Origin of the sequence: Clostridium sp. Marseille-P7770, assembly GCF_902143525.1 — a bacterium.
Taxonomy (GTDB): Bacteria; Bacillota; Clostridia; order Lachnospirales; family Lachnospiraceae; genus Pilosibacter.
The window spans coordinates 38,794-52,247 of record NZ_CABFVC010000008.1; the positions used below are offsets into that span (position 1 = coordinate 38,794).

Annotated in this window: 11 protein-coding genes; 2 read left to right on the forward strand and 9 right to left on the reverse strand. The window is 51.0% G+C overall.

The annotated features are described in order from the left end of the window. Positions 1-6 precede the first annotated feature (6 nt). Together FN001_RS15980 and FN001_RS15985 are read left to right on the forward strand one after the other, a co-directional pair. A complete protein-coding gene (locus FN001_RS15980) occupies positions 7-996 on the forward strand; it encodes a zinc dependent phospholipase C family protein (protein WP_486463532.1) in 990 nt (329 codons plus the stop codon). 281 nt (positions 997-1,277) lie between these two features. Beyond that, positions 1,278-1,982, forward strand: coding sequence for a gamma-glutamyl-gamma-aminobutyrate hydrolase family protein (locus FN001_RS15985; protein ID WP_118531021.1), 705 nt, complete (start codon positions 1,278-1,280; stop codon positions 1,980-1,982). A 277-nt stretch (positions 1,983-2,259) separates the two neighbouring features. Here FN001_RS15985 and FN001_RS15990 read toward each other — a convergent pair whose 3' ends face one another. The 9 genes from FN001_RS15990 to FN001_RS16030 form a co-directional block, all read right to left on the reverse strand. Further along, entirely contained in the window at positions 2,260-2,898 is a 639-nt protein-coding gene (locus tag FN001_RS15990; protein ID WP_118297217.1) for a hypothetical protein, read from the reverse strand. 208 nt (positions 2,899-3,106) lie between these two features. Further along, the gene (locus FN001_RS15995; protein WP_142412502.1) at positions 3,107-4,084 is read right to left on the reverse strand and encodes a glycosyltransferase family 2 protein; all 978 of its coding nucleotides are present in this window, start codon (positions 4,082-4,084) and stop codon (positions 3,107-3,109) included. Continuing rightward, entirely contained in the window at positions 4,077-4,925 is an 849-nt protein-coding gene (locus FN001_RS16000) for a LicD family protein (protein WP_142412503.1), read from the reverse strand. The genes FN001_RS15995 and FN001_RS16000 overlap by 8 nt, the downstream gene beginning before the upstream one ends. Continuing rightward, on the reverse strand, positions 4,922-6,262 hold the full coding sequence (rfbH, locus tag FN001_RS16005; protein WP_118297220.1) for a lipopolysaccharide biosynthesis protein RfbH: 1,341 nt from the start codon (positions 6,260-6,262) through the stop codon (positions 4,922-4,924). The genes FN001_RS16000 and rfbH overlap by 4 nt, the downstream gene beginning before the upstream one ends. A 25-nt stretch (positions 6,263-6,287) precedes the next feature. After that, complete coding sequence (gene rfbG, locus FN001_RS16010; RefSeq protein ID WP_142412504.1) at positions 6,288-7,346, reverse strand: CDP-glucose 4,6-dehydratase; 1,059 nt, start codon at positions 7,344-7,346, stop codon at positions 6,288-6,290. A 32-nt stretch (positions 7,347-7,378) separates the two neighbouring features. Beyond that, positions 7,379-8,152 carry a glucose-1-phosphate cytidylyltransferase gene (gene rfbF / locus FN001_RS16015; protein WP_142412505.1) on the reverse strand — a complete coding sequence of 258 codons (774 nt, stop codon included), beginning with the start codon at positions 8,150-8,152 and terminating at the stop codon, positions 7,379-7,381. A gap of 4 nt (positions 8,153-8,156) precedes the next feature. Beyond that, positions 8,157-9,659, reverse strand: a complete 1,503-nt coding sequence (locus tag FN001_RS16020) for a hypothetical protein (RefSeq protein ID WP_142412506.1) — start codon at positions 9,657-9,659, stop codon at positions 8,157-8,159. Then, positions 9,649-11,355, reverse strand: coding sequence for a hypothetical protein (locus tag FN001_RS16025; protein WP_142412507.1), 1,707 nt, complete (start codon positions 11,353-11,355; stop codon positions 9,649-9,651). Before FN001_RS16025 ends, FN001_RS16020 begins: the two co-directional genes overlap by 11 nt. A 126-nt stretch (positions 11,356-11,481) precedes the next feature. Beyond that, the gene (locus tag FN001_RS16030) at positions 11,482-13,443 is read right to left on the reverse strand and encodes a hypothetical protein (RefSeq protein WP_142412508.1); all 1,962 of its coding nucleotides are present in this window, start codon (positions 13,441-13,443) and stop codon (positions 11,482-11,484) included. Positions 13,444-13,454 lie beyond the last annotated feature (11 nt).

Below are 13,454 nucleotides of genomic sequence, written 5' to 3' on the forward strand. Positions count from 1 at the left end.
AAGGAGATGATCCCTGTGCCGGGATTTACGACCCACTATCTGTTCGGTGTGAAAGCCTACAATGACCTCCCGAACAATTATTTAAAACATGTGATATCCAAATACCGCTGGCTGTACCAGCTTGGACTCCAGGGACCGGATATCTTTTTCTATAATGTCCCGATCCTCCGTCACAGAGACTACCGCAATGTTGGCTCCCATATGCACGAGTATCAGGTGAACGACTTTTTTAAGAACAGTCTTCTTGAACTCTCTGAGATCCGCTCAAGACAGCAGAAAGAGGAGGCAGCGGCGTTTCTCGCCGGGTTCATGTGCCACTATATCGCCGATTCGATCTGTCACCCGTTCGTCTACGGAAGGATCCAGTTCCAGACCGATAAGAAAAAGTCCGAATGTCATGGACTCCATGCCGCGCTCGAGAATGATATCGACGCGATCCTGTTGTGGAAGTTCAAACACAAAAAGCCGTCTGAATTCAATCAGGCCGCTTCTCTCTGTCTGAACACACAGGAAAGCCAGTTTGTCTCAAGATACCTGAGCAGGTGCATCAACCGCACCTACTACCAGATCACAGAAAAGAACAATTTTCAGGTGACGGAGGGAATGGTTGCCCGGTCCATCTTTGCGATCCGCTTCGGAAGCCGGATCCTGTCCGATCCCGCGGGTCACAAGACGCATCTGATCGGATCCGTGGAATCCATCTTTTTAAAGCATCCGATCGCATCCAAAAAGCTGGTGACCGATAAGCTCTCCGCAAAGGTCCATGAGATCCTGAACCTGGATCATGAAGTCTGGACGAATCCATGGGATCACTCCATCGCCTCCATGGCGTCTTTCCCGGATCTGTACCAGCAGACCTTAAAGAAATGCAATGCGGTCTACTACTACCTGAATGCATTCCTGATCGCGAATGTCCCCGCCGGACCGCCGGATATGTCTGCGCTCCTCGCGGAGCTCGGAAACTATTCGTACCACAGCGGACTCGACGTCGGATAATCCGAAAAACCCACGGCGGCTCTGAGCGGCCGTGATGATATGAATTTTTATGATACATGCGGATGATCTCTGTCCAAACCGGCAGAATTATCATATACTCATGATACCGGGACCGGACTTCTTTGACCCGTATATCATATTTCTCGCGGCTGTCAGAACTTTTTACAACTGCGGGAGAGCAAATTTCCGACCTGTCTGTATATGAAACAGCCGGATATTCCCGGAAATTTTCATTGCCGGGGGCGGGCAGGCGGGCAATAAGAAAAAAGGAGAGTTAGATTATGAAACCATTGATCTTACTGACCGGTGGAACCGGTGCAGCAGCCAACGGAACACCGACATGGGCATTAAACCAGAACTATGCGGAGAATATCCGCCGCGCAGGCGGTATCCCGATCCTCGCTGTCAACAATGACTGCGCTGAGGAGTATGCGGATCTTGCTGACGGTCTTCTCTTAAGCGGCGGCAAGGACGTTGAGCCAAAGCTCTATGGCCAGGAGAAAATGTTTGACTTCGTTATCACAGATCCGCAGCGCGATGACCTCGAATACAAGATCATCAAAGCGTTCGTGGACCGCAAAAAACCAATCTGGGGCATCTGCCGTGGAATCCAGATCTTAAACGTATACTTCGGCGGCACACTCACCCAGGATATCCCGACTCAGCTCGGCGGCGACCACTCCAAGGGAGTCTGCCATCCGGTGCGCATCAAGAGTGATTCCATTCTCGGAAACCTCTACGGAGAGTCCATGGAAGTAAACAGCTACCACCACCAGGCACTCGACAAACTCGGCGACGGCTTCCAGGCGATCGCATGGGGCGAATCCAACGGTCACACCTTCACAGAAGCGATCCAGCATGAATCTCTTCCGATCTGGTCCGTACAGTGGCATCCGGAGCGCATGACCGGTCCGGTCACGAACCCGAAGGAGTGCGTGGACTCTCTTCCGATGTTCGAGTATTTTGTAAAGCAGTGTGCAAAATAAATGTACAAACACACCAAAAGCGCCGTATCTGTTCCCATGATGAGAACTGCGGCGCTTTGTCATTTTTTCATGTCTTAAACAAGCGAAAACACGCTTCGCGAATTTCCCCTTGTTATCGCGACAGTCGCCAAAGTCTCGTGCAAGCGCGGACCTTGGCGCGTTGTTCGTGTAAATAAAAAATGGCAGAATGTTTTCCCCGACTTTGTGAGAAAACATTCCGCCGTCTTCTGATTCTAAATTGATTACCTTTTCGTAATTATTTCAATTATTTGGTCAATTATTTTGCAGCCTTTGTCTCGTCAAGCTTCTTCGGTGAATCGTCGGCAACGTCCTCCGGACCTGCTGCTGCGGACTCACTGCTCTTGAGGTCGATCTTCTCGCCGGCTTTGTAGCTCTTATCTACGAGTGTCTTTCCTCCCTCAGTAACGACTTTCACGTCAAGGGAGAACTGGTTCCAGAGTGTTCCGAAGGAATCAGCGCTGGAGTTCTCAAGATCCATGCTCTGTGCTGCGATGATGTCGTTGAACTGTTTTACCATAGTTACGGCGTAATCCATCGCGTCATCGTTTGTTGTATCGTTCTTAACTGTCCATGTGAGACCGATATTTAAAGCGGACTCATCATAAGTGAACTCCATCTTTACAGACTGCGGGAATGCAGTTGTATCGTTGAACAGTCCGTCGCACTCGCTCTGTGCCTGCTCCCAGTCGTACATTGTTGTCTCGACTGTCTCGTCCTCTACAAGGAAATTCTGGTCTCTCGGCAGTGTCTCATCGTCGTCATCTGCCTCTGTCTTTGCCGGATCGATCTCTTCACTTCCGGACACCGGTGCATCTGTTGAAATGCTGCTCTTTGTACATCCGCCAAGGGCAAGAACTACTAAAGACAGCACAGCCATTCTCTTTAATAATTTCATAATAAAATTCCTCCTCTGAATTCAACGGGGTCTCTCATCCTGCTGTACAGAATCCCCCGGGAAATCGGCATACTCACGTATTATATACGATTCCTTTTTATTTTTGAAGTCCTTTTCTCAAATTTACACAAATTATTCATGATTTTGTAATGTTTTTCCAGTGTTTCCGGGGCTTTTTCGCCTGTCAGGCCGAGAAAATCTCCTTTTTTCACTGAAGGTCCTGTCCAACCGTATCCTGTTTTCGTTTTTTCCCGAAATTAGCAGTATCTCTCACGATATAGACCGGCCGGTCCTTGATCTCAGCAAACAGGATCGCGATATACTCACCGATGATCCCGACGATCACAAACAGCACGGAAAACATGAACGAGATCAGGACAACGATCGTCGCATATCCGTTCGGCGCCCCGTACAGTTCCCAGGTATAGACCGTATAGATCACCATGATCAGGCCGAAAAGCGCCGTGATCACACCGGAATAGATCCCGAGTTTTAACGGCAGGGCCGAAAAGCAGAGGATCGTGTTGATGGAAAATTTAAACAGACTTTTGATGCTGTACTTGCTCTCCCCCGCAAACCGCGGTCTCGCCTCGTACTCGATCGTCGTCTTCTCGAATCCGATGCTCTGCACATAGCCGCGCAGGAAGCGGACCTTCTCCCGGTAGTTGTTCCGGAGGACCTCCGCCGCATTTTTGCTCACTGCGAAAAAGTCTGAGGCATTGGCCTCAAACTTCACGTCTGAGAGGTGGTTGATCAGCTTGTAGAACGCTGCGGATGTAAAGTTCTTTACAAAACCCGCCGTCTTATTTTTCGTGCGCACCATGCTGATCACTTCGTATCCCTCATCAAACTTTTCCACGATCTCCGGCAGGCATTCCGGCGGATGCTGCAGGTCCGCGTCCATGCAGACGATACCGTCACCGCCCGCATAGTCCAGTCCCGCGATCATCGCTGCCTCATGCCCGAAGTTCCTGGAAAAGTTGACGATCTTCACTTTTTCGTCCGACGCCGCGAACTCCCGGAGGATCGAAAGGGACTGATCCCTGCTGCCGTCGTTCACGAACAGGAACTCGTAGTCCCAGTCCGCCGGCAGCGTTTTTAAGATCTTCCCCGTCTCCGCGTAAAATTCACGAAGCGCCAGCTCCTCGTTGTATACCGATACAACGACCGAAAGCAGTTTAGTCATAAATCTTGATCTCCATATCGGAATGTTCCGGAATCTGTTTTTCCTTCGGCGGAAGTTTCATGTAATCGCCGTAGAGCTGTGTCAGAAGTTCGTCCCAGCCGGACGGCACATAGAACTTCGTGTCCTCAAACGGCATCTCGACAACCTCGTCGTCCCACTCGCGCTTCATTTCCACATAGAACCAGTTTGGCGCATAGCCCGTGTAGAAATACAGCGGGCGCTCTTTTCTGCTGTCAAAGCGGCACAGAGCATTCCAGAGCTTCCAGATCACCGGGAATGGGATCAGCTTTCCGATATTGGCAAGGACCGCCACAAAGAGCTTCATAACGCCCTTATAGTCGCTGTAATCGATCTCATAGCGGTGTCCCAGGGCGAATCCGTAGAGAACGCAGTGGGAGAGCTTTGTGAGCTTCTTTGCGATCTTTCCTGCCGGGAGTCCGTCCACGATGAACAAATCCACATTCAGGCGGCTGATCTTGTCGTCATAAAACTCCATCTTTCCGGAGTCCTCGAATTTCTGGCTCTTGTTGTACGTCACTCGGGAGATAAAGTCGTAGAATGCCTTTCCTCCATGGTATTCATTCGGCTCCACGAAGGACATGTCCTCCGGCAGTTCCCGTCTTACGACCTTCGCGAACATCTCATAGTTCTTTCTCGTGAACATGACATCCACATCGTCATCCCACGGGATAAATCCGCCGTGGCGGACTGCGCCAAGGAGTGTACCGGAGTCCAGAGCATATTTGATCTTATACTTTCTGCAGATCCGGTCGATCTCCTTTAAAAGTTTTAAATTGACCTCATGGACTTTCGTCAGGTCAAAGGATTTTTCTTCACTCACTGTAACAGCCCCTCTTTGATCACTTTCGCCATATAGTCGATCTTTTCGTCTGTCATTCCCGGATAAACGCCTACCCAGAAGGTATCGCTCATGATCCGGTCGGTATTTTCGAGTGTGCCGACAACTCGGTAGCCCTTTTTCTCCGCTCTCATTTCATCGAAGCACGGATGTTTGATCAGGTTTCCGGCGAACAGCATTCTCGTCTGGATGCCTTTGCTCTCGATGTACTGGACGAGTTTATTCCGGTCTGTTCCCTTCTTGCATGTGATCAGGAAACCAAACCAGCTCGGTCTGGAGTTCTCGGCCGGAACCGGGAGGATCAGGCGGTCTTCCGTCTCCGCAAGAGCGGCTCTCAGACGGTCAAAGTTGTGTCTTCTGCGCTCCACGAAGGTCGGGAATTTCTCGATCTGCGCGCAGCCAATCGCTGCCTGAAGGTCTGTCGCTTTCAGGTTATAGCCGAAATGGGAGTATACATATTTGTGGTCATAGCCGAGCGGAAGTTCTCCGTACTGTCTGTCGAAACGATGTCCGCACATATTGTCATGTCCGGACGGGCAGACGCAGTCGCGGCCCCAGTCGCGGAAAGAGCGGATGATCTTATTTAACAGCGGGTTGTCCGTATAGACAGCTCCTCCCTCGCCCATCGTCATGTGGTGCGGCGGGTAGAAGCTGGAAGTTCCGATATCGCCGACTGTTCCGGTGAATTTCTCCTCGCCGTTGATCGTATATCTGGATCCCAGTGCATCACAGTTGTCCTCGATGAGCCATAAGTTGTGCTTCTCGCAGAACGCTTTGACTGCCGCAAGGTCGAACGGATTTCCGAGTGTATGGGCAATCATGACTGCCTTTGTCTTCTCGGAAAGTGCTTCCTCGAGCTTTGTAACATCGATGTTGTACTGCGGGATCGTCACGTCAACGAAGACCGGAACAGCGCCGTACTGGATCGCCGGGGTAACGGTCGTCGGGAAACCTGCCGCAACAGTGATGATCTCGTCTCCGCGCTTTACGCGGCGGTCGCCGAGCAGCGGGGAGGTCAGGGTCATGAATGCTACCAGGTTTGCGGAAGAGCCAGAGTTTACAAGAGCACAGTAGCGCACATGGAGGTACTCCGCAAGCTTCTTCTCGAACTCATCCGTGTAGCGTCCGGATGTGAGCCAGAACTCCAGGGAACTGTCCACAAGGTTTACCATCTCTTTGCTGTCGTACACGCGGGACGCATACGGGATGCGGTCTCCCTCATGGAACTCCTTTTTCTGGTTATGGAATTTATCGGCATATTCAGCTACGAGGTCAAGGATCTCTTTTCTTGCCTCTGCTTCTGTCTTATTCTCAAACATAATTTTTCCTTTCCTGTCTATTCCTCTACTGAAACATCTCCGCGATCTGTCTGTCCATCACAGCGGCAACATCGCCGTTCTTCTCATACTCCTGGCACCACTCCACCGTGAGTCCGATCGCTTCCTTCACGCCGTAACGCGGGTGCCAGCCGAATGTAGTCTTTAACTTCGAACAGTCGAGCTTTAAGAAGTTCGCCTCATGGGGACCTCCGTCGCTCTTATTCTCCCAGGAAAGTCCGTTTCCCCAGGCATTGCAGAACATGTCCACAAGCTCACCGGTCGTCACACAGTCCTTGTCATCCGGTCCTACGTTGTAGTAACCGGCATATTTCCCGTCCTCATACTGCGCCTTTGCGACCATCAGATATGCCGCTAACGGCTCTAAAACATGCTGATACGGGCGGGTTGAATGCGGATTGCGGACGATGATCGGCTTCTTCGCCATCGCTGCGCGGACACAGTCCGGAACGATCCGGTCATTCGCAAAGTCTCCTCCGCCGATCACGTTTCCGGCACGACAGGTCGAGATCGCACAGTGTCCGTCCGCAAAGAAGGACTTTTTATAGCTGTGTGTCACAAGCTCGGAGCACGATTTGCTGTTGGAATACGGATCATAGCCGTCCAGGCGGTCCACCTCGCGGTAGCCGTACTCCCACTCCCTGTTCTCATACACCTTATCCGTCGTCACGTTCAGGAATGACTTTACACACGGGTTCAGGCGGACGCACTCTAAAATATTGACAGTGCCCATGACATTCGTCTCATAGGTGTAGACCGGATCCTTGTAGGAATCCCTTACGATCGGCTGTGCAGCCAGATGCAGGACGATCTCCGGCTTTGTCTCCTCAAATACCTGTTTTAAATGGACGAGGTCCCGGATGTCCCCGATGACGGAATTCATCTTTCCATCAAGACCGGCCATGTCAAATAACGCCGGATCTGTCGGCGGATTTAAAGAATATCCTGTGACGTTTGCTCCGGCATTTACCAGGATCCTGGAAAGCCATGTTCCCTTAAAACCGGTGTGTCCCGTCACCAGGACATTTTTTCCTTTATAAAAGTCAAAAACTTCTTTTAAGTTCATCTCATCTTCTCCAATTACGGATCTTTATTTCCTTATTCCCAGATCTTCCAGGGCGCGTTTCCGGACTGCCACATCGCCTCTAACTGCTGTTTCTCACGCTGGGTATCCATGCACTTCCAGAATCCCTCATGGCGGTATGCCATCAGCTCGCCGTCCTTTGCAAGATTTCTTAACGGTTCCTGCTCGAATACGGTGGAATCGCCCTCGATGTAGTCGAATACGCCCGGGTTCATGACCATGTATCCGCCGTTGATCAGACTTCCGTCGTCATCATTCTTCTCGCGGAAGGAATTGATCTTTCCGCTCTCCTCGAGGTCAAGGACGCCGAAACGCTGTCCGATATTGACGGCTGTGATCGTTGCGATCTTTCCGTGGCTTCTGTGGAACTCTTCGAGCGCTTTCAGATCGATATTCGCAAGGCCGTCACCGTAGGTCAGCATGAACGGCTCATTTCCGACATAGTCTCTGATGCGCTTTACACGTCCGCCGGTCATGGTATTTAATCCTGTATCGATCAGGGTCACCTTCCAGGGCTCGGAGTAATTGTTGTGGACCTTCATGCTGTTGTTTGCGAGATCGAAGGTCACGTCGGATGTGTGAAGGAAATAGTCTGCAAAGAATTCCTTTACCACATACTGCTTATATCCCAGGCAGATGATAAACTCATTGTATCCGAACTGGGAGTAATATTTCATGATATGCCAGAGGATCGGCTTCTCACCGATCTCGATCATTGGCTTTGGTTTTAAATGGCTCTCCTCGCTGATCCTTGTTCCGAATCCTCCTGCCAGGATAACTACTTTCATAGGTCTACCTCCATATATTCCAACCGTTTTCTTTTAGGATCGTAAGCGCTGCCCGGCATCCCGGTTTGTGATATTCCAGCGCATCCTCCAGTGTGTTGTCTGACTCATTTTCAAAATTTAATAAGATCTGTTTTACTTCATCCCGGTTATGTTCTTTCCGGTATTTTCCGAAGCGGAACTCCTCAGTCGTCGTCATCACGTTTCCAATGAGGAACATGGCTGCGAGAGCGATAGATACAGTCTTTGCAGGCATGGCCAGTGTGGCTTTTTTCCTGCAAAATCCGCACTTTGCCGCCAGGGCAAACGTCAGGAAGATCCCGATGATACCGATCTGGTACTGCAGTGCGTATCTGGAGCTCATTCCATACTTATCGTTCGGCATAAAGATATATCTGCTCACGAGCACCATCAGATGGTTCATGCCGCCGCCCGCCAAAAGCATCAGCGGCAGGATCGTCTTTTCCTCGATCCGGTAATAAAAATTCATCCACAGTGCGAAGAAGTACGAAACCAGTACGATCACACCGACCGCACACCATACTTTCCCCGGAATTCCCGCAAAGTTCCTGTCAATCAATTCTACTCCAAAAACCATGGAAGCAAAAGACTTAAGCAGAAATTTAATAAAAAATTTCGGATCCTGTCGGAAAGCCGTAAAGAGCGGCACATTCACCGCACCCGAATACTCATACACCGCCTGGGAATTGCTCCAGAGATAGATGAGGAACGGGATGACTGCTGCCGCGATCAGGGCGATCGTGCGGGCCGTTCCGATCCCGGAACGTTTCGGAGATATTACAGCGATGATTCCGTTATCTTTTTTCCGGCTTTCTTCATTTCCTGTTTCCGCTCTGTTCTTCTGATCTGACTGTTTGCCGGTCTGTCTTAAACACACGGCATCCCGCACATAGATAAAAAGATATGCGAGTACGATCGTCACCGTATAGATCGCGCAGTACGGACCAGCTGCCCCAATCGTGATCACAAACGGCAGCACAAAGAGCAATACCAGCTCCGACCGCTTTGCATTCCTGAAGCCCTTTTCATATACCCGGTCAAGCAGCGCATAATTCCAGAAGAACAATCCAAATGCCAGGAAATGCGCCCATCCGGTTCCGTTGTACAGCATCTCCCACTTATTCAGGCTGAACATGACGATCATCATAGCCGCATACCAGACCGGACAGAGTTCTTTTTTCCTGCTGTACCAGCCGGTCACCAGTGCGGAAAGTCCGAATCCGAGAACGCCCATCACACGGTCCACGGTAACGCTGTAGCCGAAGATCATCACATTCAGACCGCGTTCTAAAAAGTTTACCGGAATTCTCGTGAGAAGATCCGCAACAAAGAACTTATCCGGATTCCAGACGTCCGGCAGATAGGAATTGATCAGCCGGATATAGTCGGAATACACCATGTCGATGGCGGAGCGTTTTAAATATGCCAGATAAAAGAGGATCCCAAGGATCGGAAGTCCGATGTAGATATAACTTTTCTTATTCTTCATGATCTCCTCCGCCTGCTGCGGTCTTCGCTGCCGGTCTTCTTCTCGGTCTGCGGCGTCTTGCCGCCTGTTTCGCCGTGTTCTCACTCTGTGTCTTCTGTGTTTCCGTCTGCGGTTGTTTATCCGCTTTTGATACTGCTGATCTTGTACTTTCGTTCCTGATCTGATCAGCTGCTGTACGTCCGCTCACCGGCTGGCTGAGTGTCACGATCCTCATGGATATCGCCGGTGCGGCCTGACGGGGTCTGCGTTCTGTCCTGTTCCCTTCCTGACGAGCCGGGCGGGATTCTGCCGGTCTGACAGGCTTTGTCTGCGGTGCTGCAGTCTCACGGGACTCACGATTCATTCCAGACGTCCCGGCTGCCTCTCTTGCCGCCTGTGCCCGCTTTCTTCTCTGGCGTCTCTTTGCGGAAGAGCTTAACTTCTCCTGCTGTACATCCTCTGTTTTTTTCTCCAACGGCATCAACGGAAACGGTTTTCCTGCAGTCTTTTCCGCTGGGGTCACCGGCTGTACCGGCTGCACTGTCACGATGGATCGCGGCTTTCTCTCTTCTGACTTTCCAGCTGTCTGTACTTTGATACTCACAGCAGCCTCAGCTTTCTCATTCTGCTGATGTTTATTTGTTTCCGGTTTCACTTCTTTGCCTGGCTGAGGCTTGTTCGCTTCGGTCTTCACAATCCTGCTCTGCTGAAGTTTGTTCGCTTCGACTTGCGATTCTTTCTTCTGTGGATTTTTTACCTTCCGCTCTTCCGGAACCTTTTTCGACATCGGCTGATCTGTCGCTTTTCTATTTTCCTTCGCATCCCAGTCTGCATTTCCACCTGTTCTGATATTCTGTCCATTCTTAGCGGCGGACTGCTTTGTGTTGGACTGCTTTCCGTTTTCGCGTCTCTGAGCCTGTCCCTGACGGTTGCTTTTCGTCTGAACGTGCTCATGTTTTCCTTCGCCGCTCTTCGCCTGATCTCGTTCCGGCCTTCCCTGTCCACCGTTCTTTGACTGGCTTCGTCCAGTCTGATTCTGGCTATGTCCTTTTGACTGTCCGCGTCCCTGTGACTGATTCTGACCGCGTGCTTTCGTCTGCGCTCCGTATGTTTTTCTCACATTTGTCCCATAATGTCCTGTCTGGCTCTTTTTGATCTCCGGCCCCCGCTTTTTATGACGGTTCGCATGGCGGTCCGCAACGATCCGCAGGAGATCTTCCATGTAATTATACTGATTCCAGGCATCTTCCTTGGAAACATAATTTTCATGTACCGCTTTGTTTCCGATCACGCGGATCTCATTTAATTCCCACTTTCCGACACGGTCCAGATACCCGTTCTCATCGAGCCACCATCCAAATTGCTGGAATGTCATGACTCTCTGGCGCTTTCTTCCGTTTGTCCGGTAAGTCTCGCGCTGTCCTCTTCCATCTGAACTGCTCCGGGCATTCGCCATCGCCTGGGCGGAATTATCAAGCTCGATCCCGTTAAACTCTGCCACAAGCTTTAAGAACAATTCCAGATTCTGGCGGCCTTTTACCATTGCCGCATTATACTCCCCGCGCCGCAGCCATTGCTTTTCCTTCTTTAATTCCCGCTTTACGGGAGCAAGATGGGCGATCATGTTCCTCTTTCTCCGGAAAAATCCGATCACGAGGATCAGGACCACTGCAATGGCAAATCCCACGGTCATGGGAGCCAACTGCTGTCCATTCATTTTCTGATTCTCCTTTTTTCTCCGTAACAGCCATGCATCATCATGTCCGGCAGCCGCTGCACTTTTTTCGTGAAACCTTCAGATAAGCGGTTCCCTCGGATATCGCGCAGCTGCTGCCGCGGCTGCTTACTGGTCGACTACCTTCACGACCATTGCCAGATTTTCTTTCCCGCGGTGTTCCCGCGCACCTTTCACATAAAAGTTGCACGAAAACTCCAGCGTAAATCTCTGATACGGTGCGGCTGGGATTTCGTAGTACATCGTATTGTCCGTAAATACAAGGTCATCCATCTGCCGTCCGTTCACCTTGATCTTACAGGTCTCGCCGCCTGTAAGTTTGCCGGGGTAATAGCACTTCAAGGTCAGTTTGCTGCTCTCCCCGTTTGTCAGAACGATCTTTGCGTTCTCATCGATCCACCCGTCCGCATAGCTTCCAAACGGCGTGTCGAACCGCTGCCGCTTCACGATCTCCGTCACATCGTTGTACACATTGTGCTCCGGGTCCTCACACAGGATCACCATATTGTCCGTGATCTCCTTGAGGTCCATATCGCTGTCGATAAACTGAAGTTTCGGGACCTTTGTTTTTCCTTTTGCGTATACTTTCAGGAATGTTTCTTCATTAAAATCACTGATCTCGAAATCTTTTCCGATGATATAGATCTCTTTGTCGAAGATATCGTCCCCGTATGTTCCGTATGTCTTTTCCGCCAGAGAATTGTACTGGCTCTGCGGTGCCCATAAATACAGGTTATCCCAGTTGTCCCGGTAATATGTCTCAACCGGGAATATCAGACAGCCGTATAAAAGTACCAGGATCCCCGCCTTTCCCATCACACGGGACAGATAAGCAAAGAACAGGAGCGCCGCCGCATAGGCCACATAGACCCAGCGCATCTCGACACGGATCGTCACGCTGGAGCTGCCGATGCAGAGCGCGATAAATCCAAGAAACAGGATCGTGTTCTTTAAATGACAGACAATCTCTTCCCTATCTCTCACCATACCGATAACGGCCGCCAGCACACCGGCTCCGAGAACGGCTTCCGCTGCCAGGATCAGGTTCCGGATCCCGTCCGGGCTGTCCACAAACGGCTCAATGCAGAGATAATCCGGTCCGGAGTTTCTTCCGAACACAAATCCCACCTGGCTGATCGCCTGGTTGATCGCATCCGTGAGCTGGAAGGTATCTGCCACATCCGTTCCGCCGGTTCCTGCCGGTGACAGCGTTCCGATCGTGCGGAGACGGATCATCTGGATCACGCCAAATACCACGATCGGGAGCAAGATGAGCAGGATCCCTGGCAGGCGGAAACTGCTTTCTGTGTCTGTTGCTTCCGCACGGGCTGCTGCATCTTTCTTACCCTGCGCTCCGCGGCTCTGTCCTCTTCCACGGCTGCGTCCCGGCTCTGCCGCGCGCTCCGGTTCGCTTTTTTTCTCCGGTTCCGCGGCTGCAGTTTTCGTTCCCAGACCTTTTCCAAAGCCGAGGATCACCGTTAAGAGAAGAAGCGGCAGCAGCACCATATACCGCTCGTGAATGAAGCTGACCACAAAGTACAGAACGTTGGCTGCGAGAAACGCCCCCGCCTTTTTCTCATTCACGTACCGGTACAGAAACCACAGCATCCCGAGCGCCGCCCAGAGTGCCAGGCTTTCCATCAGACCGTAGAACTGTCCGATCTGATAATATGCCATTCTCGAAGACAGGTAGAGAATGCCGGCTGCAAAGCTTAAGATCTTTCTCCCATCGCTGAATGACACTGCCATCCGATAAATGCTGTACGCGATCCCCGCGTTTAGGATGATGTTGAACGGAACCATCCATTCCACATGTCCCCCGATAAAGAAAAGTTCCAGCCAGGATGCCAGGTAAAACAGGAAGCGGAACCGGCTGCTGCCCATCGGGAATACATACTCTGTAAACGACTGGTCCCCATAACAGGACCAGAGGTACAGATCATCCATATAAAGTCCCTTCAGTTCTACTCCACGATTGATCCAAAATCCAAATCCCAGAAGGAGCGCAAAGATCAGAAGCTCCGGGCTCCACCTCTTCCACGCCTCTGAGGTTTTCTCCTGTAAATTCATGTCTTATCCCC

What these genes read in the sequence shown, in the direction of transcription:
- FN001_RS15980 (WP_486463532.1), top strand. Translation starts at nt 7, where the DNA reads ATGATCCCTGTGCCGGGATTTACGACCCACTATCTGTTCGGTGTGAAA.
- FN001_RS15985 (WP_118531021.1), top strand. Translation starts at nt 1,278, where the DNA reads ATGAAACCATTGATCTTACTGACCGGTGGAACCGGTGCAGCAGCCAAC.
- FN001_RS15990 (WP_118297217.1), bottom strand. Translation starts at nt 2,898, where the DNA reads ATGAAATTATTAAAGAGAATGGCTGTGCTGTCTTTAGTAGTTCTTGCC.
- FN001_RS15995 (WP_142412502.1), bottom strand. Translation starts at nt 4,084, where the DNA reads ATGACTAAACTGCTTTCGGTCGTTGTATCGGTATACAACGAGGAGCTG.
- rfbH (WP_118297220.1), bottom strand. Translation starts at nt 6,262, where the DNA reads ATGTTTGAGAATAAGACAGAAGCAGAGGCAAGAAAAGAGATCCTTGAC.
- rfbG (WP_142412504.1), bottom strand. Translation starts at nt 7,346, where the DNA reads ATGAACTTAAAAGAAGTTTTTGACTTTTATAAAGGAAAAAATGTCCTG.
- rfbF (WP_142412505.1), bottom strand. Translation starts at nt 8,152, where the DNA reads ATGAAAGTAGTTATCCTGGCAGGAGGATTCGGAACAAGGATCAGCGAG.
- FN001_RS16020 (WP_142412506.1), bottom strand. Translation starts at nt 9,659, where the DNA reads ATGAAGAATAAGAAAAGTTATATCTACATCGGACTTCCGATCCTTGGG.
- FN001_RS16025 (WP_142412507.1), bottom strand. Translation starts at nt 11,355, where the DNA reads ATGAATGGACAGCAGTTGGCTCCCATGACCGTGGGATTTGCCATTGCA.
- FN001_RS16030 (WP_142412508.1), bottom strand. Translation starts at nt 13,443, where the DNA reads ATGAATTTACAGGAGAAAACCTCAGAGGCGTGGAAGAGGTGGAGCCCG.